At 71.1% G+C, this 21,697-nt stretch carries 21 protein-coding genes; 3 read left to right on the forward strand and 18 right to left on the reverse strand.

Going from position 1 to position 21,697, the window contains the following annotated elements:
• Positions 1-69 precede the first annotated feature (69 nt).
• Positions 70-552 carry a cation:proton antiporter regulatory subunit gene (locus AB0K21_RS37595; RefSeq protein ID WP_326639330.1) on the forward strand — a complete coding sequence of 161 codons (483 nt, stop codon included), beginning with the start codon at positions 70-72 and terminating at the stop codon, positions 550-552.
• Positions 553-560: 8 nt separating this feature from the next.
• Entirely contained in the window at positions 561-1,718 is a 1,158-nt protein-coding gene (locus AB0K21_RS37600; RefSeq protein WP_343961031.1) for a cation:proton antiporter, read from the forward strand.
• Between the two features lie 126 nt (positions 1,719-1,844).
• On the opposite strand, the gene AB0K21_RS37605 is transcribed toward AB0K21_RS37600, so the two are convergent.
• The 4 genes from AB0K21_RS37605 to AB0K21_RS37620 are packed head-to-tail and all read right to left on the reverse strand — an operon-like array spanning position 1,845 to position 6,569.
• Positions 1,845-2,972 carry an LLM class flavin-dependent oxidoreductase gene (locus AB0K21_RS37605; protein WP_343961029.1) on the reverse strand — a complete coding sequence of 376 codons (1,128 nt, stop codon included), beginning with the start codon at positions 2,970-2,972 and terminating at the stop codon, positions 1,845-1,847.
• On the reverse strand, positions 2,969-4,042 hold the full coding sequence (locus AB0K21_RS37610) for an LLM class flavin-dependent oxidoreductase (protein WP_343961027.1): 1,074 nt from the start codon (positions 4,040-4,042) through the stop codon (positions 2,969-2,971). The genes AB0K21_RS37605 and AB0K21_RS37610 overlap by 4 nt, the downstream gene beginning before the upstream one ends.
• Positions 4,039-5,364, reverse strand: coding sequence for an NtaA/DmoA family FMN-dependent monooxygenase (locus tag AB0K21_RS37615; protein ID WP_343961025.1), 1,326 nt, complete (start codon positions 5,362-5,364; stop codon positions 4,039-4,041). The genes AB0K21_RS37610 and AB0K21_RS37615 overlap by 4 nt, the downstream gene beginning before the upstream one ends.
• Positions 5,361-6,569, reverse strand: coding sequence for an LLM class flavin-dependent oxidoreductase (locus AB0K21_RS37620; RefSeq protein WP_364156883.1), 1,209 nt, complete (start codon positions 6,567-6,569; stop codon positions 5,361-5,363). The genes AB0K21_RS37615 and AB0K21_RS37620 overlap by 4 nt, the downstream gene beginning before the upstream one ends.
• Before the next feature lie 196 nt (positions 6,570-6,765).
• Between AB0K21_RS37620 and AB0K21_RS37625 the strand changes: the two genes are divergently transcribed.
• Positions 6,766-7,695 carry a hypothetical protein gene (locus AB0K21_RS37625; protein ID WP_364156886.1) on the forward strand — a complete coding sequence of 310 codons (930 nt, stop codon included), beginning with the start codon at positions 6,766-6,768 and terminating at the stop codon, positions 7,693-7,695.
• Here the strand turns inward: AB0K21_RS37625 and AB0K21_RS37630 are convergent.
• The 14 genes from AB0K21_RS37630 to AB0K21_RS37695 all read right to left on the reverse strand — a co-directional run bounded on the left by AB0K21_RS37630 (position 7,679) and on the right by AB0K21_RS37695 (position 21,664).
• Positions 7,679-8,041 carry an MmcQ/YjbR family DNA-binding protein gene (locus tag AB0K21_RS37630; protein ID WP_343961018.1) on the reverse strand — a complete coding sequence of 121 codons (363 nt, stop codon included), beginning with the start codon at positions 8,039-8,041 and terminating at the stop codon, positions 7,679-7,681. The two genes, AB0K21_RS37625 and AB0K21_RS37630, sit on opposite strands and share 17 nt — an antisense overlap.
• Positions 8,038-8,184, reverse strand: a complete 147-nt coding sequence (locus tag AB0K21_RS37635) for a hypothetical protein (protein ID WP_343961016.1) — start codon at positions 8,182-8,184, stop codon at positions 8,038-8,040. The genes AB0K21_RS37630 and AB0K21_RS37635 overlap by 4 nt, the downstream gene beginning before the upstream one ends.
• Before the next feature lie 280 nt (positions 8,185-8,464).
• Positions 8,465-9,496 (reverse strand): LacI family DNA-binding transcriptional regulator, encoded by a 1,032-nt coding sequence (locus AB0K21_RS37640; protein WP_343961014.1) that lies wholly within the window; start codon positions 9,494-9,496, stop codon positions 8,465-8,467.
• Positions 9,497-9,516: 20 nt separating this feature from the next.
• Complete coding sequence (locus AB0K21_RS37645; protein WP_343961012.1) at positions 9,517-10,626, reverse strand: Gfo/Idh/MocA family oxidoreductase; 1,110 nt, start codon at positions 10,624-10,626, stop codon at positions 9,517-9,519.
• Between the two features lie 2 nt (positions 10,627-10,628).
• Entirely contained in the window at positions 10,629-11,471 is an 843-nt protein-coding gene (locus AB0K21_RS37650; protein ID WP_364156891.1) for an amidohydrolase family protein, read from the reverse strand.
• 89 nt (positions 11,472-11,560) lie between these two features.
• Positions 11,561-12,019, reverse strand: coding sequence for a VOC family protein (locus AB0K21_RS37655; protein WP_343961008.1), 459 nt, complete (start codon positions 12,017-12,019; stop codon positions 11,561-11,563).
• Positions 12,016-13,278 (reverse strand): ABC transporter permease, encoded by a 1,263-nt coding sequence (locus tag AB0K21_RS37660; protein WP_343961006.1) that lies wholly within the window; start codon positions 13,276-13,278, stop codon positions 12,016-12,018. The genes AB0K21_RS37655 and AB0K21_RS37660 overlap by 4 nt, the downstream gene beginning before the upstream one ends.
• The gene (locus tag AB0K21_RS37665; protein ID WP_343961004.1) at positions 13,268-14,782 is read right to left on the reverse strand and encodes a sugar ABC transporter ATP-binding protein; all 1,515 of its coding nucleotides are present in this window, start codon (positions 14,780-14,782) and stop codon (positions 13,268-13,270) included. Before AB0K21_RS37665 ends, AB0K21_RS37660 begins: the two co-directional genes overlap by 11 nt.
• The gene (locus tag AB0K21_RS37670) at positions 14,779-15,762 is read right to left on the reverse strand and encodes a sugar ABC transporter substrate-binding protein (RefSeq protein ID WP_343961002.1); all 984 of its coding nucleotides are present in this window, start codon (positions 15,760-15,762) and stop codon (positions 14,779-14,781) included. Before AB0K21_RS37670 ends, AB0K21_RS37665 begins: the two co-directional genes overlap by 4 nt.
• A 229-nt stretch (positions 15,763-15,991) precedes the next feature.
• Complete coding sequence (locus AB0K21_RS37675; protein WP_343961000.1) at positions 15,992-16,999, reverse strand: transketolase C-terminal domain-containing protein; 1,008 nt, start codon at positions 16,997-16,999, stop codon at positions 15,992-15,994.
• On the reverse strand, positions 16,992-17,939 hold the full coding sequence (locus AB0K21_RS37680) for a thiamine pyrophosphate-dependent dehydrogenase E1 component subunit alpha (RefSeq protein WP_364156897.1): 948 nt from the start codon (positions 17,937-17,939) through the stop codon (positions 16,992-16,994). Before AB0K21_RS37680 ends, AB0K21_RS37675 begins: the two co-directional genes overlap by 8 nt.
• Positions 17,932-19,281 (reverse strand): adenylosuccinate lyase family protein, encoded by a 1,350-nt coding sequence (locus AB0K21_RS37685; RefSeq protein ID WP_364156900.1) that lies wholly within the window; start codon positions 19,279-19,281, stop codon positions 17,932-17,934. Before AB0K21_RS37685 ends, AB0K21_RS37680 begins: the two co-directional genes overlap by 8 nt.
• Positions 19,282-19,283: 2 nt before the next feature.
• The gene (locus AB0K21_RS37690) at positions 19,284-20,042 is read right to left on the reverse strand and encodes an SDR family NAD(P)-dependent oxidoreductase (protein WP_343960994.1); all 759 of its coding nucleotides are present in this window, start codon (positions 20,040-20,042) and stop codon (positions 19,284-19,286) included.
• 266 nt (positions 20,043-20,308) lie between these two features.
• Complete coding sequence (locus tag AB0K21_RS37695) at positions 20,309-21,664, reverse strand: cation:dicarboxylase symporter family transporter (RefSeq protein ID WP_343960991.1); 1,356 nt, start codon at positions 21,662-21,664, stop codon at positions 20,309-20,311.
• Between the last annotated feature and the right edge of the window lie 33 nt (positions 21,665-21,697).

A 21,697-nucleotide genomic window follows, 5' to 3' on the forward strand; every position in this document is an offset into this window, starting at 1 on the left:
CGACAAAGCCCGAGTTGGTAGGTTCTCCTGGCAAGAGAATCAGGCAAACACACGCAAGGAGCTGGCACGGTGGAGGTCGAGCAGACGGCACTGCCAGGTATAGGGCTGCGGCACGAGTTCACGACGCGCTCAGGCAGGCGAATAGGAATCGTCTCTCACCGCACGGGCCGTCGCGACCTGGTGCTGTACGACCCTGATGATCCCGACCGCGCATGCGAGACCATAAAACTGAACGACGAGGAGGCCGACGCGCTCGCCGAACTGCTCGGCGCCCCGCGCATCGTGCAGCGCCTCAACGCCCTGCACAGCGAGGTCGAGGGACTCGTCAGCCTGCAGCTGCCGATCACGCCCGGCTCGCCGTACGCCGGCCGGCCGATGGGTGACGCGCGCGTCCGCACCCGTACCGGCGCCTCCATCGTGGCCGTGGTTCGCGAGGGTCAGGTGTTCGCCAGCCCCGCCCCCGATTTCGGGTTGCTCGGAAACGACGTGGTGGTCGTGGTGGGCAGCCCGGAGAGCACATCCGCCGTCTCTGACATCCTGTCCGGCGGGTAGGAAACCTGGTGCATACGGCAATTCTTTTCCTTGAGCTCGGTGCTGTCCTTCTCGGGCTCGGCATCCTCGGCGCGCTCGCCCTCAAAGTCGGTATCTCGCCCATTCCCCTGTACCTCATCGCCGGACTGGCCTTCGGCACCGGCGGCATCCTGCCCCTGGCCACCAGCGAGGAGTTCACCTCCGTAGGCGCCGAACTCGGCGTCATCCTGCTGCTGCTCACCCTCGGTCTGGAGTACAACGCCTCCGAGCTGGTGACCAGCCTGAAGGGCAACGCCCGCGCGGGCGTGGTCGACCTGGTGCTCAACGCCGCACCGGGCGCGATCACCGCACTGCTGCTGGGCTGGGGTCCGGTGGCCGCCATCGCCATGGCCGGCGTCACCTACGCCACCTCCTCCGGGATCACCGCCAAGGTCCTGTCCGACCTGGGGTGGATCGGTAACCGCGAGACACCGGTGGTGCTGTCGCTGCTGGTCTTCGAGGACCTGACGATGGCCGTCTACCTGCCGATCCTCACCGCGGTGCTGGCCGGGCTGAGCTTCGCCAGCGGTGCGATCGCCGTGGCGATCGCGTTGGGCACGGTCAGCGTCGTACTGCTGGTCGCGCTCCGCTACGGCAGGTTCATCGAGGCGTTCGTCTCCAGCCCCAACTCCGAGGTACTGCTGCTGAAGGTGATCGGGCTCGCGCTGCTGGTCGCCGGAGTGGCCCAGCAGCTCCAGGTCTCGGCCGCGGTCGGCGCCTTCCTGGTCGGCATCGCCCTCTCCGGCGAGCTGGCCGAGGACGCGCAGGAACTGCTCACCCCGATCCGCGACCTGTTCGCCGCGGTGTTCTTCGTCTTCTTCGGCCTTCAGACCGATCCGACCAAGATACTCCCGGTCGCCGGACTGGCGGTGCTCCTCGCCGTGATCAGCATGATCACGAAACTGCTCACCGGTGCCTACGCCGCCCATCGGGCGGGCATCGCCAGAGCCGGACAGGCCCGGGCCGGAATCGCGCTCATCCCCCGAGGCGAGTTCAACATCGTGATCGCCGGTCTCGCGGTGGCCGCCGGAGTCCACCCCGACCTGGGGCCGCTGGCCGCCGCCTACGTCCTCATCCTCGCCGCGTTCGGCCCGCTGGCCGCCCGGCTGATGCAGCCCTTCATCACCGCCATCGCCAAACGCGCCTGACCTGCCCGACCTGGTACGTGGGCCCGGCCGCGACGACGGACGCGGCCGGGCCCACGCACCCGGCAGCCCGCCCCCACCTGTTCCGGGGCACGGACGGCGAGTGGCCGCCACCGGGGGTGTCCCCTCTCAGGCGACGGGCCTCGACCACTCCTCGGCGAGCAGCTCGTAGGAGCGGACCCGGTCGGCGTGATCGTGGGTGATGGTGGTGACGAGCAACTCGTGGGCGCCGGTGACGTCGCGCAGGACGCGCAACCGCTCGGCGACGGTGCCCGGGGAGCCGACGAACTGGGTGTCCAGCCGGTCGGCGACCAGCGCACGGTCCTCCTTCGTCCACTCGTGGGCCGCGGCCTCGGCCGGTGTCGGGAACGGGATCGCTCCGGCACCGCTGCGGATGCTGCGGACCCAGAGCCCGTACGGGGAGGCGAGCTCGCGGGCCCTCTCGTCGTCCTCGGCCACCACGACGTCCGCCGAGACGATCAGATGGGGTTCCGCCAGGGTCTCCGAGGGCTTGAACGCCTCCCGGTACGCCTCCGCGGCCTCCAGCACGCCGGACGGGCTGACGTGGTAGTTCGCCGCGAACGGCAGCCCCCGCTCCCCCGCCACCTGCGCGCTCTGCCCGCCGCTGCTGCCCAGGATCCACAGCCGCAGGTCCGCGCCCTCGCCGGGCACCGCGTGCGCGGCCACCCCCTCCGGGGAGCGGTAGGTGCCGGCGATCAGCGCCGCGATGTCGTCCACCTGGTCGGCGAAGTCGGGGCTTTCCGCGCCGGGCTGCTGGAGCAGCGAGCCGTACAGGGAGAGCAGCGGCGACCTCGCGAGCGCGGTGAAGGAGAAGGGTTCGGGGATGAGCAGGCCGTCCACGACCCTGGCGGGCCTCGGCGCGGGCGGGGCCTTCCTCGCCGGCTCGGCGAACTCGGCCTTGCGCCGGCCCGACCGGCCCAGGCCGAGGTCGACCCGGCCCGGGTGGAGCGCGTCGATGAGGCCGAACTGCTCGACCACCGACAGCGCGGTCTGGTGCCCGAGCTGTACGGCTCCCGAGCCGACCCTGATCGTGCTGGTCGCGGCGGCCACCAGGGCGGCGAGCACGGCCGGGGCTGCGCTGGCGACGCCGGACGCGAAGTGGTGCTCGGCCACCCAGTAGCGGAGGTAGCCGAACTCCTCGACCCGCCTGGCCAGGTCCAGGGTGTTGCGCAGCGCGTCGCCCGGCGTGCCGCCGGACGGGACCGGGGCCAGGTCGAGGACCGACAGGGCGGTCATGAGCGCCTCCCGTCCCGCGCGCCCTCGTGCCGGGGGAACGGTCTGCTGGGGATCTCCGCGCGCAGCACCGGGGCGATGTCGCTCTGGAAGAGTTCCAGTGCCGTCCGGTGCTGCTTGTCGGTGAGGCCGTCCGCGTCCGCGTGCAGGTGCATGACCTCGTGCCCGAGCCGCTGGTGGTAGCGGTGCACCTTGTCGATGATCTGCTGCGGGCTGCCGACCAGGATCGAGCTGCGCTCGATCGCGTCCTCCAGGGTGTGGAAGACCGGGTCCACCCCGACCTTCCTGAACAGCTCCAGCCTGGCATTGAAGATCGGCCGATAGGTCTCGATCGCGTCCTGGGAGTTCCTGGCCGCGTAGTACCCGGCGGTGCCCGCGCCCACCAGGGCGTCGGCGGGGTCGTGGCCGTGGAACTCCCAGCGTTCCCGGTAGTAACGGATCAGCTCGGCGTACGGCTCGACCGGGTTGCTGACGTTGGCGGAGAACAGCGGGTCTCCGTACTGGGCGGCGAGGTCCACCGACTCCTTGCTGGTGGCACTGCCGTGCCAGACGCGGATGGGCCGCTGCAGCGGGCGCGGCCAGGTCTCGGCGTCGGTCAGGGACGGCCTGAACCTACCGGACCAGGTCACCCTGTCCTCCCGCCACAGGCGGCGGAAGAGCTCGTAGCCCTCCCGGTTGCGCTCCCACTGGTCCTCGCCGGTCACCTGGAAGAGCTGGGCCTGCGCGGCCCCGTTGCCCTTGCCGATGATGAGCTCCAGGCGGCCGTCGGAGAGGTGGTCGAGGGTGGCGTAGTCCTCGTAGGCCCGTACCGGATCCAGCAGGCTCAGCGTGGTGACCGCGGTGAACAGTTTGATCGTCGACGTCTTCGCCGCGATGTGGCTGAGCACGACCGGCGGGGAGGAGGAGATGAACGGGCGCTCGTGCCGCTCCCCGACGCCGAAGCCGTCAAACCCGAGTTCCTCGGCCAGCACGGCGTTCTCGACCACCTCGCGCAGGCGCGCGTTGGTCGACTTGAGCTCCCCGGTGACGGGGTTGGGGCCGTGGACGATGAGGGTGATGGCGAGGAATTTCAACGGTGCCCCTCCAGCCCCAGGTGGCCGCGTAGCGTGGTGGTCTCGTACTCGGCGCGGAGGACTCCGCGCTCCTGCAGCAGCGGGACGACCTTGTCGACGAAGTCGTCCAGGCCCCCGGGGGTGAGGTGCGGCACCAGGATGAAACCGTCGGAGGCGTCGCTCTGCACGAACTCGTTGATCTCCTCGGCGACGCGCGAGGGCGAGCCGATGAAGGACTGCCTACCGGTCACCTCGATGATCAGGTCGCGGATGCCGAGCCGTTTGGACTCCGCCAGGGCCCGCCACTCCGCCGCGGTTTTGAGCGGGTCCCTGGACATCCTGGTCCGGCCCTTGATGATCGAGTCTTCCGAGACGTCCGGGTCGATCTCGGGAAGCGGGCCCTCTGGGTCGTAGGCCGACAGGTCGCGGTTCCACAGCTGTTCGAGCAGCAGGATCGCGGTCTGCGGGCTGACCTGCTGGCGGCGGATGTGGTCGGCGTTCTCCTGGGCCTCGGCGTCGGTGTCACCGAGCGCGAACGTGACACCGGGGAGGATCTTCAGCGAGTCGGGGGACCTGCCGTGCGCGGCCAGCCTCGACTTGATGTCGCGGTAGAAGGCCTGCCCCTCTTCGAGCCTGCTGTGCCGGGAGAAGACGGCGTCGGCGGTGGCCGCCGCGAAGGCCCTGCCGCCCTCGGAGTCTCCGGCCTGGATGGTCAGCGGGCGGCCCTGCGGGCTGCGCGGCACGGTGAAGTGGCCGCCGATGTCGAAGTGGGTGCCCCGGTGGGCGAACCTCCCCGCCTCCCGTCTGGCGAACGTGGCCGTCGCCGGGTCCGCGACGAGGTCGTCGGCGGCCCAGGAGTCCCAGAGCTCGCGGACCGTCCGGACGAACTCCTCGGCCCGCTCGTAGCGTTGCGAGTGCTCCAGGAAGCCGCCCCTGCGGAAGTTCTCCCCGGTGAACGCGTCGGAGGAGGTGACGACGTTCCACCCGGCCCGGCCACCGGACAGGTGGTCGAGGGTGGCGAGCTTGCGGGCGAGCTCGTACGGCTCGTTGAAGGTGGCGTTGACGGTCCCGGCCAGGCCCAGGTGGTCGGTGACCGCGGCCAGCCCGGAGAGCACGGTGAGCGAGTCGGGGCGGCCGACCACGTCGAGGTCGTGGATCCTGCCGCGCTGCTCGCGCAGCCGCTGCCCGTCTGCCAGGAAGAAGAAGTCGAACCTGCCGCGCTCGGCGGTCCGCGCCAGGTGGGCGAAGGAGGCGAAGTCGATCTGGCTGCCCGAGGCCGGATCGCTCCAGACCGTGTGGTTGTTCACGCCCGGGAAGTGGGCGGCGAGGATGACCTGCTTCATCGTCGGCTCCCTGCGTAGCGGCTGGCGGGTCGGGGCAGGTGGAGGTGGCCGCGGAGCGTGCCGGCCTGGTACGCGTGGCGGAAGGCGCCGCGGCCGCGCAGCTCGGGCACCAGGCCGCGGGTGATCGCGGTCAGGTCGGTCGGCAGCACGGCGGGCCGGAGCCGGAACCCTTGCAGCCCGGCCGCGCGCCATTCCAGGAGCAGGTCGGCGAGCTCTCCCGGGGTACCCGTGAAGATCGCGGCGTCGGAGGTGTAGGTGGCGCCGTCGATCTCGTCGAGCCGTGCCTTGCGTTCGCGGGCGCCCTTGGCGTCGTCATCGAGGAGGACGACCAGGTCCGCGAATATCCTCAGCTCCTCCGCGGCCGGATCGCGCACCTGCCCGGAGATCTCCCGTACCTCGCGTACGACGGCCCGCGCCTGCTCACTGTCGTGTGGCGTGACGTAGACGACGTCGGCGCCGCGCGCGGCGAACTCGTACGGGAGCCGGGAGTGGGCCAGCGCGGTGACCAGCGGCTGCCCCTGGGGCGGCCTCGGCACGATGGAGGGCCCCTTGACCGTGAAGCCCGCCCCCTCGAAGTCGACGTAGTGGAGCCGGTCCCGGTCGACGAACCGGCCGGTGGCCACGTCGCGGATGACCGCGTCGTCCTCCCAGCTGTCCCAGAGGCGCCGCACGGCCTCGACGGCGTCGGCGGCGTCGGCGAACAGCTCCCGCACGACGCCCGCCTTGTCGAGGTCGGCGAGGTTCTCGGAGCGGAGCTCGGGAACCTCGCGGCGGCCGAAGTGGGCCGCCTCGGTGCGGCGCCCGGAGATCTGGGCGCGCCACCCGGCCCGCCCGGTGCTGACGTGGTCGAGGGTGGCGATGGAGCTCGCGACGTGGAAGGGCTCGGTGTGCGTGGTGGTCACCGTGGGCACCAGCCCGATCCGGCTGGTCAGGGGGGCGATCCTGGAGGCCACCAGGACGGCGTCGAGCCGGCCGCGTACCTGGTCGGCACGGCCGTCGTGGCCGTCCAGAAGAGTGGTCTGCAGGGCGAGGGAGTCCTCGATGGTGACGAAGTCGAGCAGGCCGTGCTCGGCTTCGGCCACCAGTCCGGCCCAATAGGCGGCGGTGAACAGGGCTTTCGGGGAGGCGGCGGGATCACGCCAGGCCGCGGGGTGCCATCCGGCGCCGTCGAGAGCGACGGCGAGATGCAGGGGAACTGCCGACATATAACGACAGTAACATCAAAACCCGTAATCTCTACATGTTTAGTTGGTTATATCGCCGGAGATCGACCGGCGGGTCCCGAGGCACGCTTCCGGGAGCGGGTCCCGGGAGTCTCCATGGTGCGGACCTTCGCGGAACGCCTCCTTCCAGAGGTCGTCTTCCTGTCGCCGACGCCGGGATCTGGTAGGCATTTGTCTTGTGACGCGTTTGCTGACGGTCCTCGCGACCGCCCTCCCCCTCCTGGCGGCCACCACTCCGGCCTCGGCCACCGCCCCCGGCAAGCCACATGTCCCGGCCGGGGTGACCGCCGGTTACGTGGTCTTCGACCGGCAGAGCGCGAAGGTGACCGAGTACCGCAACGCGCACCGGAGGTTCCGGTCGGCGTCGGTGGTGAAGATCCTCATCGCGATCGACCGTCTGGAGTCGCGCAGCGGCGTCTCCAAGGAGGACCTGGCACTGCTCAAGGTCATGCTGCGGGTCAGCGACGACGACGCCGCGACCTCCTTCTGGAGCAGGGGCGGCCAGGGAAGGATCATCCAGCGGATGGCGCGCAAGCTACAACTCACCGACACCGCTCCCCCACCGGCCGACAAACCGGGATTCTGGGGCTATACCTCGCTCAGCGCGATGGATGTCGTCAAGACCTACCGCTACCTGCTCGACCGGGCCGACCCCAAGGTCAGCGGTCTGATCCTGGGCCACCTGCGCAGGGCCGGGCAGTGCGGCTCCGACGGCTTCGACCAGTACTTCGGCATCCCCCGTGGGGTGCGCGGGCCGTGGGCGGTCAAGCAGGGCTGGTCGGGATACGGCTCCACGCCCCCGGTCCGCTGCCGCCCGGCGACCTCTCCCGCCGCCCGCACCGCCTCCGCCGCCTTCACCTCCGCCTCTCCGGCTCCGGCGGCCCTGGGCGCCACCGCACCGAGCGGGGGCACCACGGCGGCACCCGCCGGAGCCGGTCCCGTACCCGACCTGGGCCGTCCCGTACTGCACAGCACCGGCCTCGTCGGCCCCGGGGAGCGCTGGATCATGGTCCTGCTGACCGCCCACCCGGCCGGGGCCACCTGGCAGCGCTCCACCGGCCAGACGACGAGGCTGGCCCGGGAGGTTCATCTCAGCGGGACCTCCTGACCACCGGCTCCCCGAAGTGGGCGGCCACGACCCGTTTGGGCGCGACCATCCGCCAGGCGTCCTCGACCAGCTCGCGCAGCTCGGTCGCGTCGATCGCCGCGAGCCGGACCCGCACCCAGTTGTAGCGCTCGTCGGAGGGCCGGGGCATGTGGAACGTCTCCGGCGCGGACGCGATCAGCGCGGCCCGCTCCTCCTTGGGGAAGGCGAATCCCATCGAGGTCTCGTCGGGCGAGATCGCGACGTAGACGATCCGGCCCACCCGGAACGTCACCCGGTCCCTGACGACCCTCTCCTCGGTCCTGGGCAACGCCATGGCGACGCGGCGCACGTCGTCGGCCGTGATCATCGTGACGACTCGTCGAGGGAGGCGATGACCCGGCGCAGGGTCCACCGCAGGTCGAGGGCCTCCGAGGGCGCGAGCCCGGCGGCCTGCTTCAGCAGCGCGGGCATGAGCGTCCGCGCCTCCTCGACGGCGAAGGTCCCATCCACCCCCGCACGCTAGCGCGTCCCCGCCCGGAGCGCGAAGGGGACCAGGAATGGCGCACCGCGAGCAGGCACACCGGATCATCGACGACGGGAGCTGACAATGTTCGCGAGGTTCACCCCGAGGCCCGGCGGACCACGGTCCGGGCCGGGCTGCCCGCACTCGACCTCGGCTTCCTGCACCGGTCGGCCTGAGCGCTCCCGGACGCCCGGGCCCGAACAGGGCCGGTCCGGGGCGACCTCGGGCAGGCTCGCCCCGGACGCCCCGGACAGCCCGGGTCACGGCTCAGGTTCCGTGCGGCGGGGCCGTGGAGCGGCGGACGATCAGCTCGATGGGACCGTCGAGAACCTCCTCGACGCTCTCCTCCGGCTTGAGGCTGCCGAGCAGGGCCACCCCTCTCCTGCCAAGCTCCGCCAGAGGCATCCGGACCGTGGTGAGCGGCGGTGCCAGGTAGCTGGCGAGGTCCAGGTCGTGCACGGCGACCATGGAGATCTGGCGGGGGATCTCCAGACCCGCCGCCCGTACGGCTTCCATGGCGCCGATGGCGGAGGCGACGTTGGCCACGAAGACCGCGGTGGGAGGGTCGGGGGCGGCGAGCAGTTCGGCCATCGCCGCGGCACCGCCGGCGGGAGTGTAGTCGGCGGCGACGACCTGCCCCTCCGGCAGGCCCGCGGCACTCATCGCCATGGAGTATCCCGCCCGGCGCCGCAGCGCCGTGTCGGCGCCGTCGGGCCCGGCGAGATGGGCGACACGACGATGGCCGAGCCCCACCAGATGCTCGACCGCGAGCCTGGCCGCCCGCTCGTCGTCCAGGACCACGTAGCGCTTGACCGAGGGGCTCCTGCGGTTGAGCATGATCCATGGCACGGTCGCCCGATCCAGCTGCTCGATCAGGCCGGACTCGCCCTCGGCGCCCGCCAGCAGCAGGCCGTCGATCCTGCCCTGCCCGAGCAGGTCCATGTAGCCGCCGAGCCCCGCCCCCGCGGCGCTGCCGGTGACGAGCACGTAGCTCAGCGCCGCCGCGGCGGCCTCGGCCCCCTTGATGATCTCCGCGTAGACGGGGTTGGCGAAGTCGGGGATGAACAGGCCGAACATGTGGGCGCGGGCCGTGCGCAGACTCCGGGCCGCCACGTTCGGCCGGTATCCCAGCGCGGCGACCGCGGCGAGGACGCGCTCCCTGGTCTCCGGCCGGATGTTGAGCGACGGGTCGTTGTTCACGACCCGCGAGACCACCGCACGGTCGACCCTCGCCTCCGCCGCGACGTGGGCCAGGGTCACCCGGACGGGTTTCCCCCCGCCCCTCACTCCGGGTTTCACGCCGCCGTCCGTCCCGGACCTCACCGTGCCTCCCCCACCGGCTCCGGCCCGGCCCGCAGGCGCCTGCTCTCCCCGGTCTCCATGGAGCGGTAGAGGGCGTCCAGCAGGGCGAGGGTGCCCAGGTTGTCGGCACCGGCCGTCTCCGGCTCACCACCTTCCGCGATCGCGGCGAGCAGCGACCCCATGGGCCCGGCGACCGCGTCCGGCAGCCAGCGGGTGGTCACCGGGTACGGCAGCCAGCCGTCGGTCGGTACCGTGCGGCTGTTGACCAGCAGTGTGTCGGGACGGCCGTGCGGGTAGTCGTAGAGGAGCCCGAGGGTTCCCTTGATCGCCCCCTCGGTGCCGTCGATTCGGAACGCGGCCTCGTGGTCGCCGGTCCGGTTCTCGTGCGTCACGTGGACCAGGGCCCGCACGTCGCCGGGGTAGACCAGGGTGCTCATAGTGCGAGTCTCCCCCTTGGGGAGCTGACCCGCCGTACGGCTGCCGGTGCAGAACACGGTCACCGGGTCGCCGAGAATGGAGCGGATGGCGTCCAGGTAGTGGATCGAGTGATAGACGATCTCCAGGCGGTCCGTGGAGACGAGCCACTCCCAGCCGCTCCAGTCGGTGGCTATGTTCACGGTGAACGTCATCGTGGTCGGTTCACCGACCCATCCGGCCCTGACCATGGCCCGCGCGGCGGCGATTCCCTCGTCAAAGCGGAGCTGCTGGTTGACCGCGATCTTCAACCCGCGCGCGGCGGCCAGGTCGACGAGTTGCCTTCCGGTGGCGACGTCGGGAGCGAAGGGCTTCTGGCAGAGCACGTGCCTGCCGCTCTCCAGAACCGCCCGCGCGATGCCGGGCTGCGCCTCGGGTGCGACGGCGATGTCCACCACGGCGATCCGCTCGTCGGAGAGCAACTCCCGCAGGGAGCCGTACACCGTCGTGACGCCATGCCGGGCGGCCACCTCACGGGCCCGTTCCCCGTCGAGGTCGTACAGGCCGGTCACCTCCAGGCCGGCGGCGCGGTAGGCGGGCAGGTGGGCGACGTCGACGATGGCGCCCGCCCCGACGACCGCGATCGGGAGCCGGTGTCCCGCCGGGATGGTCAGGTCGGCGGCGGCCGCGATCGGGGTGAGCAGGTCCAGCACGGTCAGGCCTCGATCCGGTAGAAGCGCGCGGCCGTATCTCCGAGTACGGCCGCGCGGTCGTTCTCGCCAAGGCCCGCGAGCAGCACGCCCGTCTCCCGCCACACCTTGGCGTAGTCTCCGGCGAGGACGGCCACCGGCCAGTCACTGCCGAACATCAGCCGGTCGGGGCCGAACACCTCGATCGCGTGGTCGACGTAGGGGCGGAGGTCCTCGGCGGTCCAGGTCTCGGCGTCGGCGGCGGTGTTGAGACCGGACACCTTGGCGTACACATCGGGATGCTCGGCGGCTCGGGCGATCAGCGACGCCCATGGCTCCCAGCCCTTCTCCCTGATCGGCGGCTTGGCCAGGTGGTCGATGACCAGCCGCAGCCCGGGGACACGCTCGGCGAGGACCGGCACGTGCTCCAGGTGCCTGGGCAGCACCGCGACCACGTCGAACGGCAGCCCCGCCGCCGCGAGGAGGCCCAGCCCCTCGACCACCGAGTCCTGGATCACCCAGTCGGGGTCGGGATCGTCGTGGATGAGATGCCTGACCCCGGCGAACCTCGGGTGCCGTCCATAGCGCTCCAGCGCCTCGGCGGCCTCCTCCGGCCGGTTCAGCGGAACCCAGCCCACCACCGCGGCGATGAAGTCGTGGGCGTCCGCCTGCGCCAGCATCGCGTCGGTGTCGGCGTAGGTGTCGGCGGCCTGGACCAGCACGGTCCGCTCCACACCTGCGGCGGCGAGCTGCCCGAGGAGCTCTTCGGGGGCGAAGGTGCGGTGGATCGGCCCCGCCTCCGGCGTCAACCAGGAGTAGGAACCCGTCTCCAGGTTCCAGAAGTGCTGGTGGGCATCGATGACGGCCATCCACCGCTCCTTTTCGATCAATCGTTTGAGTTTGCACAAACTAGGACGCTCCACCGGGGGTGTCAACGCCGCTGGATCCGGGGAGTTCGTCAGCGTGGCGGCGGCTGCACGAACTCCAAGGTGATCTCGTCCGGGTCGAGGAAGTAGCAGGCGAACCCGCCCGCGTTGACCCCGGCGGTGATCTCGTTGGGCGGCGAGACGAAACGCACCCCCGCCGCCGACAGCCGCGCGTACTCGGCACGGGCGTCGGTGACGGCGAGCGCCAGGTGGGCGGCGCCCGGCAGGTGCCTGGCCGGGTCCCTGCCCTCGCCGCGCGGGCGGACATACTCGACGAGTTCCAGGTCGTGGGTGGAGACCCCGCGCGGCTGACCGGGTACGGCCAGCTGCGCGATGCGCAGCACGGCGTCGGGGTAGCCGACGAGGCTGCGGGTGTAGTCGTTGTCCTGGTCCTGCCGGTGCACGAGCGTGAAGCCGAGCAGATCACGGTAGAAGGCCACGGACCTGTCAAGGTCGGCGACGGTGAAGGAGAAGTGCCAGACTCCCCTCATCGCAGCACCCCCTGTCTTTCGGGTTCGCTGGGTTCCGGAGTGGTCTCCACCGGTTTCGCCTGTGACTCCCGCACCCGGCGAACCTGGCGCTGCCGCCCGGCGATGGTGTAGATGGCCGCGGCCACGATGACCACGGTGCCGACGATCAGGCCCTGGTAGTTGGCCCCCAGATTGAGCACGTTGAACCCGTTGTCCAGAGTGAACAGGATCAGCGCGCCGACGACGGACTTCAGCACGCTGCCGAGGCCGCCGAACAGCGAGGTGCCGCCGAGGATCGCGGCGGCGAGCACGGTGAGCTCGGTGCCCTGCAGGCCTGTCGGGTTGATGGCCAGCAACTTGGCGGCGAACAGCACGCCGACGAAACCGGAGCCGAGACCGTTGAGCACGAACGCGCCGATCTTGTAGCGGTCGACGTTGATACCGGACAGGCGGGCGGCCTCGGCATTGCTGCCGACGGCGTACAGGCGGCGGCCGATCACGGTGTAGCGCAGCACGGCCCAGGTGATCGTGACGATCACGAGGAGGTAGTACGTGGGCTTGCTCAGCCGCAACTCGAAGCCGAGGACCGGGCTGAGCGCGATCAGGACGGCACCGGCCGCCACCGCGACGCCACCGCGCAGCGGGCTGCCGCCGGACCTGCGTGCGAGCAGGGCCAGCACCGCCCCGACGACCAGGACCACCGCTCCGGCGACGGCCAGGATGTGCGGGACCGTCCAGTATCCGGCCTGTAGCGCGATCAGCGCCCGCTGCGCGTCGGGGTCCTCGGCGGTGATCGTGCGGCCGTCGGTGAGGATGAGCACCAGGCCGCGTACGGCCGTCATGGTGCCCAACGTCACGATGAAGGCGTTGATACCGACCCGCTGGACGATCAGCCCGTTGACCGCACCGCAGAGGAGTCCCGCGCCCAGTGCGATCGCCATCGCCATCGGCAGCCCAAGCGTGCTGACCAGGCTGAGCACCGTCGCGGCCGAGAAGGCGGAGACCGAGGCGACGGAGAGGTCGAAGTTCCCACTGATCAGGACCACCGTGGTGAACACGGCGAGGATGGCCACCAGCGACGACTGGTCCAGGATGTTGACGATGTTGGTCGGTGACAGGTAACTCGGCCGGCCCAGCTGGGCCGAGAGCAGCGTCAGCACGGCGACGATGAGCACGAAGGCGTAGACCACCCCGGCGTTGCCGGGCCGCAGCGCGGCGGTCAGCCGCGAGCGCCGCGCGGGCAGGGCCGCGGGGGTGCGGGGCGAGGTCTCAGGCGGCACCCTGCGCACCTCCCTCACCGAATCCGTTGGCCAGCATCAGCAGTTCCTCCTCGGATGTCTCGTGTGCCGGTCGTTCGGCGACGATCCGGCCCTCGCGGACGACGAACACGCGGGTCGCCACCGCGAGGATCTCCTCGAACTCGCTGCTCACCATGAGCACGGCGCCGCCCCGGGCGGCGAATCCGCGGACGAGTTCGAGGATGTCGGCCTTGGCCCCGACATCGACTCCGGCGGTGGGCTCGTCGAGCATGAGGATCCGGGTCCCGCCGTGCAGCCACTTGCCGAAGACGACCTTCTGCGCGTTACCGCCGGACAGCTCGGTGACCATGGCCTCGGGTCCCGGGCAGACGATGCCAAGGTCCTCGATGACCCGGGCGGCACGCTCCGTCTCCGCGCCCTCCCCCGGGATCACCCGGCCCAGGGCCAGGGACGGCAGGTCGGGCAGTGAGATGTTCTTCCAGATCGGGAAGGTACCGATCAGGCCCTGGGCGTTACGGTCCTCGGGGACCAGCGCCATACCGGCGGCGACGGCCGCGCGCGGGCCTCGCCGCACCTTCTCGCCGGCGACCCGTACCTCACCGCGGGCGTGAGGGTCGGCGCCGTAGGCGGCGTGCAGAATCTCCGAGCGCCCGGAGCCGAGCAGGCCCGCGAAGCCGACGACCTCTCCCGGACGTACCTCGAAGGAGACGTCGCGTACGCCCGCCGGGGCGTTCAGCTCCCGCACGGCCAGCAACGCCGGTCCGGAGATCTCGGCGGGCGGGGCCGTGCGACGCTCCACGGCGAGCAGGTCCCGGCCGACGATCGCCTGGACCAGCCGGTCCTCGTCGTAGGCGTCCGTCTCCCCCTCCTCGACGACGGTCCCGTCCCGCAGGACGGTGACCCGGTCGGTGAGCGAGAGCACCTCGTCGAGGAAGTGCGAGACGTACAGGAACGCGGTGCCCTGGGCGCTGAGTCTCCTGACCACCTCGAAGACGACCTGCCGCTCGCCCTCGGCGAGCGAGGCGGTCGGCTCGTCCATGACGACGAGCTCGGCGCCGATGGCGAGCGCCTGGAGGATCGCCACCATCTGCCGCTCCCCGATGGCCAGGTCCATCACCTCGGCGTCGGGGTCGATCAGGTAGTTGACGCGCTCCAGCAGCCCGGCGAACTCCGCACGGCGGGCGCGCGGCAGCCGCCATGGCCCGGGAGCGCCGAGGAAGACGTTCTCCAGCACGGTGAGCGACGGGGCGAGCGGTACGTGCTGCATGATCGTCGCGACGCCCGCCTTCCTGGCGGATCCGGGGTCACGCCAGACGACCTCCTCGCCCTTCCAGCGCACGGTTCCCGTCGTCGGCGCGTGTACCCCGGCGATGACCTTGATCATCGTTGACTTACCCGCGCCGTTGGCACCCACCAGACCGTGCACGCTTCCCGGCAGGACGTTCAACCTCGCTCCCCGCAGTGCGACGGTGCCGTTGGGGAACGACTTGCCGACGCCCTCCAGGGAGAGCAGCGGGGCGGTCACCACTGCGGGGTGCAGTCGGCGACGTTGTCCTTCGTGATCGACGGGGTGTCGTAGGTCACGAAGGCGGCGTCCTGCCTCTGCTCACCGGTCAGGTGCTTGTAGAGGGTGGTCAGGGCGAGCCTGCCGAGGTCCTCGGGTTTGAAGCAGACCGTGCCCACCACGTCGCCCGCGTTGATCGCGTCGATGCCGAGCTTGCTGCCCCCGATGCCGATGACCTTGGCCTCGGAGCCCGCGGCCTTGACCGCCTTGGCACAGCCCACCGACATGTCGTCGGACTGGGCGTAGAAGAGCTGAACGCCGGGGTTGGACGCCAGCATGTTCTGGCACGCCGACTGGGCCTTGTCCTGCACCCAGTCTCCGGGCTGCCTGGCGACGACCTCGAACTTCGCCCCCTTCGCCTCGGAGGCCGCGGGGAAGTCCTGCCAGCGGTTGACGACCTCGGCGAAGCCCGCCGCGCCCTCGACGATGGCGATCTTGCCTCCGCCGGGCACGATCTGGGCGGCGATCTCCCCGGCCTTGCCGCCGGCCGCGTACTCGTCCTGGGTGACCAGGGCGACCAGCCCGGGGTAGACGTCCTTGAGCTTGCGGGTCTTGGGGTCGCCGACCTGGGAGGCCACCGCGACCGTGGGGATGTTCGCGGCCTTCAGCCGGTCGGCGAGGCCCTGCGCGACACCGGAGTCGACCGGCAGCATCAGTACGCCGTCGGGCTGCTGGGCCATCAGGTCCTGGATGTCGTTGCTCTGCTTGTCGGCCTTGCCCTGCGCGTCCAGTTCGACGATCGTGACGCCGAGCTTGGCCGCCTCCTCCTTGATGCCCTTGCCGATCGCGGCGGGGAAGGGAAAGCTCAGGCCGAGATTGGAGACGCCGATCGTGTACTGCTTCTTCCCGCTCTCCGGCGCGGCCTCATCCGTGCCCGAGGAGCCGCCACAGGCGGTCGCACCGACCGCGAGGGCGGCCACCACGAGGAATGCCTTCTTCATTGTTTCTCCTGCTGATAAGAGGTCAAACGTTTGACTTGACGGCGGCGCCCCATCGGCTCCGGCGAGGGGACCGCCGGGTTCCCCCGGCAGGGGAATCGCCTCCCTGGTCGGGTTCCCGGGTTCGAAACGGGCCGGGCTCGTCCGTCGCCCACCTCGGCCGAGGGAGGCGAGCAGCCGCTCCCCTCGGGGAACGGAGGAGTCACGGACCGGTTCGTCATCGGGGCCGCTGTCACGAACCGCCCAGGACGAGCGTTCGCACCTCGCCCGCGATACGGCGCGCGTCCGGGACGAGCTCCTGCGCCAGGACCGGCGCGGCGGGCATTCTGACATCCGGCGTGCCGACGCGGATCGGGGGTGCCTTCAGCACCACCCCCGCGCCGACCACCCGCGCGACGACCTCCGCACCGAAACCGCCGGTGACATTGGCCTCGTGGACCACCGCGAGCCTGCCCGTGCGGCGGGCGCTGCCGACCACCGCGCCGGTGTCGAACGGGTTGAGCCAGGGCGTCTCGACCACCTCGACCCCGATGCCCTCCATGGCCAGGCTCCTGGCGGCCTCCACCGCCCGCCAGGTCATGGCGCCCCAGGTGACGACGGTGGCGTCGGAGCCCTCGTGGCGGATCCGCGAGCCGCCCATCGGCAGGACCGGGCCACCGACGCGCACCTCCTCCTTCGCCCCGAAGTAGAGAGTCCTGTTCTCGACCACCAGGACGGGGTCGTCACTGTGCACCGCCGTGACCAGCAGGTCGTGGGCGTCCTGCGGGGTGGACGGCATGCACACCCGCAGCCCGGGAACGTGCAGGAACAGCGCCTCCAGGCACTGGGAGTGCTGCGCGCACGCGCCCGGTCCGTTGCCCTGCTGGGTGCGGATCGTCAGCGGCGCCGCCAGGCGCCCGCCGGAGACGTAGCGGACGTTCGCCGCCTGGTTCACGATCTGGTCGAGCGCGACGAGCGAGAAGTCAGCCCACATGATCTCGACGACCGGGCGGCGGCCCATCATGGCCGCGCCCACGGCACTGCCGAGGATCGCCGACTCGCTGATCGGAGTGTCGAACGCGCGGTCACCGTACTGCTTGCGCAGGCCCCGCGTCACACCGAAGACGCCGCCGGGCACGCCCACGTCCTCGCCGTAGACGAGCGTCTCCGGCAACTCCTCCATCAGGCGGTGCAGCGCCGCGTTGACGGCCTCCCCGTACGACAGTTTGCGGGTGGTCTCGGAAACGGTGCTCTCAGGCATAGAGGTGCTCCATCACGGTCGCGGGGTCGGCGAGCGGTGCGGCCAGCGCGGCCGCGGCGGCGGCCTCGGTCTCGGCCCTCGCGCGGCTCTCGACCGCGTCGATCTCGGCCGCGGGAACACCGTCGGCGAGCAGGCCCTCACGCAGCCGCGCGATCGGCTCCCTGCGCCTGATCCGGTCCATCTCCCCAGGCCTGCGGTAGCTTTCCGCGTCACCGATGTAATGGCCGGAGATGCGCTCCGTCATGCACTCCAGCAGCGTCGGCCCGCCACCCTCGCGGGCGACCTCGACGGCGTCGCGCACGTGGAAGCGGACCGCCTCGACGTCATTGCCGTCAATGCGATGGCCGGGCATGCCGTAGGCGGCGGCCCGGTCGGCCAGGCGTCCGCCGCGGACCATGTCGGCGATCGGGGTCAGCTCCGAGTAGCGATTGTTCTCGCACACGAAGACCACCGGGAGGTCGAAGGCGGCGGCGAAGTTCATCGCCTCGTGCACCGCGCCCTGGTTCATCGCACCGTCGCCGAAGACGGTGACCGCCACCCGCCCGGAGCCGTCGAACCGGCCGGCGAGCGCCGCGCCGCAGGCGATCGGAGCACCGGCGCCCACGATGGAGTTCTCGCCGTGGAAGCCGTACTCGGCGGCGGTGAAGTAGGCGGAGCCGCCCCTTCCGCCGTTGACGCCGGTGGCCCGGCCCATCAGCTCCGCGAAGAGCGGCTCGGCGGGCACGCCCCTGGCGAGCGCCCAACCGTGGCCGCGGTATGTCGCGAACAGCGCGTCCTCGGCTTGCAGGGCGTCGCAAGCGCCGACGGGGATCGCCTCCTGACCGATGCACAGGTGCACCGAGCCGACGATCGGCCCTTCGAGCCGCAGGTCGCGCACCTTCTCCTCGAAGGCCCGGATCCGCCACATGGCCAGCAGATCCGCGAGCCGTCGCTCACTCATCGTCGTTCTCCTTGGTTCGCCACGCCGCCAGCGCGGTCACACAGATCGTCTCGGCGTCGCCGAGGTAGGACTCGGGAGGCATCGGCAGCGGTCCCAGGCTCGCGAGCTCACCGGGAGCGGCCACCTCACGCAGGGTCTCGGCGAGCGCGCGACCGTGTGCCCGCGCCTCATGGGCCGCCTTGTAGACCAGATCGTGCGCCTGCTCCCGCCCCAGGGCGGGGGCGAGGCGCATCATGTACGCCTCCGCCATGATCAGGCCACCCTCGGCACCGAGGTTGCTCCGCATCGCCTCGGGGAAGACCTGCAGCCCCCGGGCCACCTCCGCGGCCGTGGCCAGCGCGCCCGCGGCGAGCTCGGCGAGCTGCGGCACCACGTACCACTCCACCTGCCACTCGCCCGCGGCCCGCTCATGGCCCGCCTCCATCGCCCGGAACACCGCGGAACTGAGCGCCCCCGCCGTGCCGGACATCCCGATGATGGCCTCGCAGCCGATCGGGTTGGCCTTCTGCGGCATCGTGGAGGACGCGCCGCGATGGTGGCCGCCCGCCTCGCGAACCTCTCCGACCTCGGTCCTGGACAGGTCGACGATCTCGCGGGCGAACCTGGCGGCGGTCGCCGTGACACCCGCGCAGACGACTCCGAACTCGGCGACTCCGTCCCTGGCCACGTGCCAGGGCACGTCGGTCGGCACCAACCCGAGCCGGGAGGCCACGCCTTTCCTGACCACGGCCGCCTGCTCGCCCATCGCGGCGGAGGTACCGCCGGCGCCGAACAGGGAGACGAGCGGGACCTGCCTCGCGGCGGTGCGCAGCCGCCGGCGCTGGCGGGTGACCTCGGCGAGCAGCACCGCCATCTTCGCGCCGAAGGTGGTGGGCACGGCCTGCTGGGCGTGGGTCCGCGCGGCCACGACGGTGCCCGCGTGTTCCTCGACCAGCTCGGCGAGCACTCCGCCGAAGGCGTCCAGCAGCGCGGTCAGGTGGTCCAGCGCCTCCCTCATCTGCAGCGAGAGACCGCTGTCCATGATGTCCTGGGTGGTCGCCCCGTAGTGCACGCGGCCGTTGGGCCCCTCGGGCAGCGCCGCGGCGATCATGCGCACCAGCGGGAGGATGGGATAGCCGACGTTGACGGCTTCCTGCCAGAGGCGCTCGACGTCGATGTTGGCCGGTACGCAAGCCCCGATGATGGCCTCGGCGTCGCTCTCGTCGATCACCCCCGCCTCGGCCTGTGCCTGGGCCAGCGCGGCCTCGACCCGCAGCCAGGAGAGCACGGTGCGTTCGGCGGAGAAGACATCGGCCATGCCCGCGTCGCCGAACAACTTGGGCAGCAGCTTGAAGGTCTGCACGGTCAGTTCATCTCCAGTCCGCCGTCGACGTTGAGCGCCTGGCCGGTGACGAACGACGCGAGGTCGCTGGCGAGGAAGAGCACGGCGGAGGCCAGCTCGTCCGGGCGGCCGGGACGCCGGAGCGGGGAGCGGTCGCTGACCTCCTTGAGATAGTGCGCGCCCGCGTCCGGGCCGAAGCGGGCGTCACGATCGGCGATGATTCCGTCCCACATGGGGGTGAGGAAGATCCCTGGGCAGACCGCGTTGACCCGCACCGGCGCGAAGGCCTCCGCGGCCGACTTGGTCAGCGACAGCAGCGCGGTCTTGGTCGCCGAGTAGTGGGCGGCGTTGGGCCGCCCCGAGCGGGCGGCGACGGAGGCGAGGGTCACAATGGACCCGCCGCCCTGCTCGACCATCCGGCGCCCGACGGCCTGGGTGATCCAGAAGGCGCCGTTGAGGTTGACGTCGACGACGCGCCGCCACTCCTCCGGCGACACATCCAGCAGGGGCGTGGTGCGCATGACCCCCGCGCAGTTCACCAGGATGTCGATCCGGCCGATCCCCTCGGCCAGCGCCACCGCCTGGCCGGGGTCGGTGAGGTCGGTGGCCCACTCGCGCGCCCCAAGAGAGGAGGCGGCCTCGGTGAGCCGCGGCCCTGCGAGATCGGAGACGACGAGGTCGGCTCCCGCTTCGGCCAGCGCCTGGGCGCATCCGAAACCCAGACCTCCCGCGGCACCGGTGACGAGCGCCGTGCGCCCCGTCAGGTCGATCGTGACAGCCATCCCCGAGGATCCCCTTTGGTTGGTCAAACGATTGACTGGGAATGTAGCAGTGGCCTCACAAAACGGACAAGAGGTCGGTCAATCGTTTTTATTGCGAAATTTTTCTGGTGTTAACCCGCTCCGCAGCGCTTCCACGGACCGGTGTGCGCCCGGAAGTCGCGGGGCTCACCTGGGCGTTCCGGTACGGATACGGGCCGGTGCCGGACACTCGCTCCCCCGAGACAAGTGTCCGGCACCGGCCCGTACGCCGGCCGCCCGGATTCCCGCTATGCCGGTGACATCACCGGGTCGTCCGAGCGCGCGGCGGGCGGCGGGGTGTCGCCGCCGTCATCGTCGTCGTCCAGGAGGGTCGTCTCGTCGAACGGGACCCTCCCCGCCAGCACCTCGGCCGCGCGCTCCCGGTCGAACTCGCCGGTCCAGGTGCCGACCAGGACCGTGGCGACCGCGTTGCCCGCGAAGTTGGTCAGCGCCCGCGCCTCGGACATGAAGCGGTCGATGCCGACGATGAGACCGACGCCGTCGACCAGGTCGGGGCGGTGGGACTGCAGGCCCCCGGCGAGGGTGGCCAGGCCGGCGCCGGTGACCCCGGCCGCGCCCTTCGACGCGATCATCATGAAGACCAGCAGGGAGATCTGCTCTCCGAAGGAGAGCGGCGCGCCGGTGGCGCTCGCGACGAACAGCGTGGCCATGGTGAGGTAGATGGCGGTGCCGTCCAGGTTGAAGGAGTAGCCGGTCGGCACGGTGATCCCGGCGACCGGCCGGCTCACGCCGAGGTGCTCCATCTTGGCGATCAGGCGCGGCAGCGCCGACTCCGACGACGAGGTCGACAGGATCAGCAGGAACTCCCTGCCCAGGTAGCGCAGGAGCGAGAGCAGCCCGATCCGCGCCACCAGCCAGAGCATCGGGCCGAGGACGACGAACACGAAGAGCAGGCAGGTCACGTAGAAGGCGAGCATGATGACGCCGAGGCTCTTGAGCGCGTCCACGCCGGTGGCGCCGACGACCGCGGCCATCGCGCCGAAGGCGCCGACGGGGGCGGCCCACATGATCATGGCGAGGATCCGGAAGACGAGCCGCTGGATGTGCGCGATGCCGTTCAGCACGGGCCTGCCGCGTTCGCCCATCGCCTGCAGGGCGAACCCGGCGAGCAGCGCGACGAGAAGGGTCTGCAGCACCTCGCCCTCGGTGAACGCCGAGACCAGCGTGGTGGGGATGATCCCGAGCAGGAACGTCACCGTGTCGCTCTCGCCGCCCTTGGCCGCCTCGGCCTCGGCGGCCTTGCGGAGCTCGTCGGTGAGCGCGAGGCCCTGCCCCGGGTCGATCAGGTTGCCCACGAGCAGGCCGATGCCCAGCGCGACCGTCGACATGGCGAGGAAGTAGCCGAGCGCGAGACCACCGACCTTGCCGACCTTGGCGGCCTTGGTGACGGATCCGACGCCGAGCACGATGGTGCAGAAGATGATCGGGCTGATCATCATCTTGATCAGGGCGACGAAGGCGGTGCCGAGTGGCTTCAGCTCCTTGCCGAGATCGGGGGCGACGAGCCCGACCGTGACTCCGGCGACCACAGCGGCGATCACGGCTATGTACAGGTAGTGTGTTCTATCTCGGGCCGCGCTCATGCGTGTCTCCACCGTGGTAGAAGAAAAATCCGG

It is taken from the genome of Streptosporangium sp. NPDC049248 (assembly GCF_040678965.1).
In the GTDB taxonomy this organism is placed as follows: domain Bacteria; phylum Actinomycetota; class Actinomycetes; order Streptosporangiales; family Streptosporangiaceae; genus Streptosporangium; species Streptosporangium fukuiense.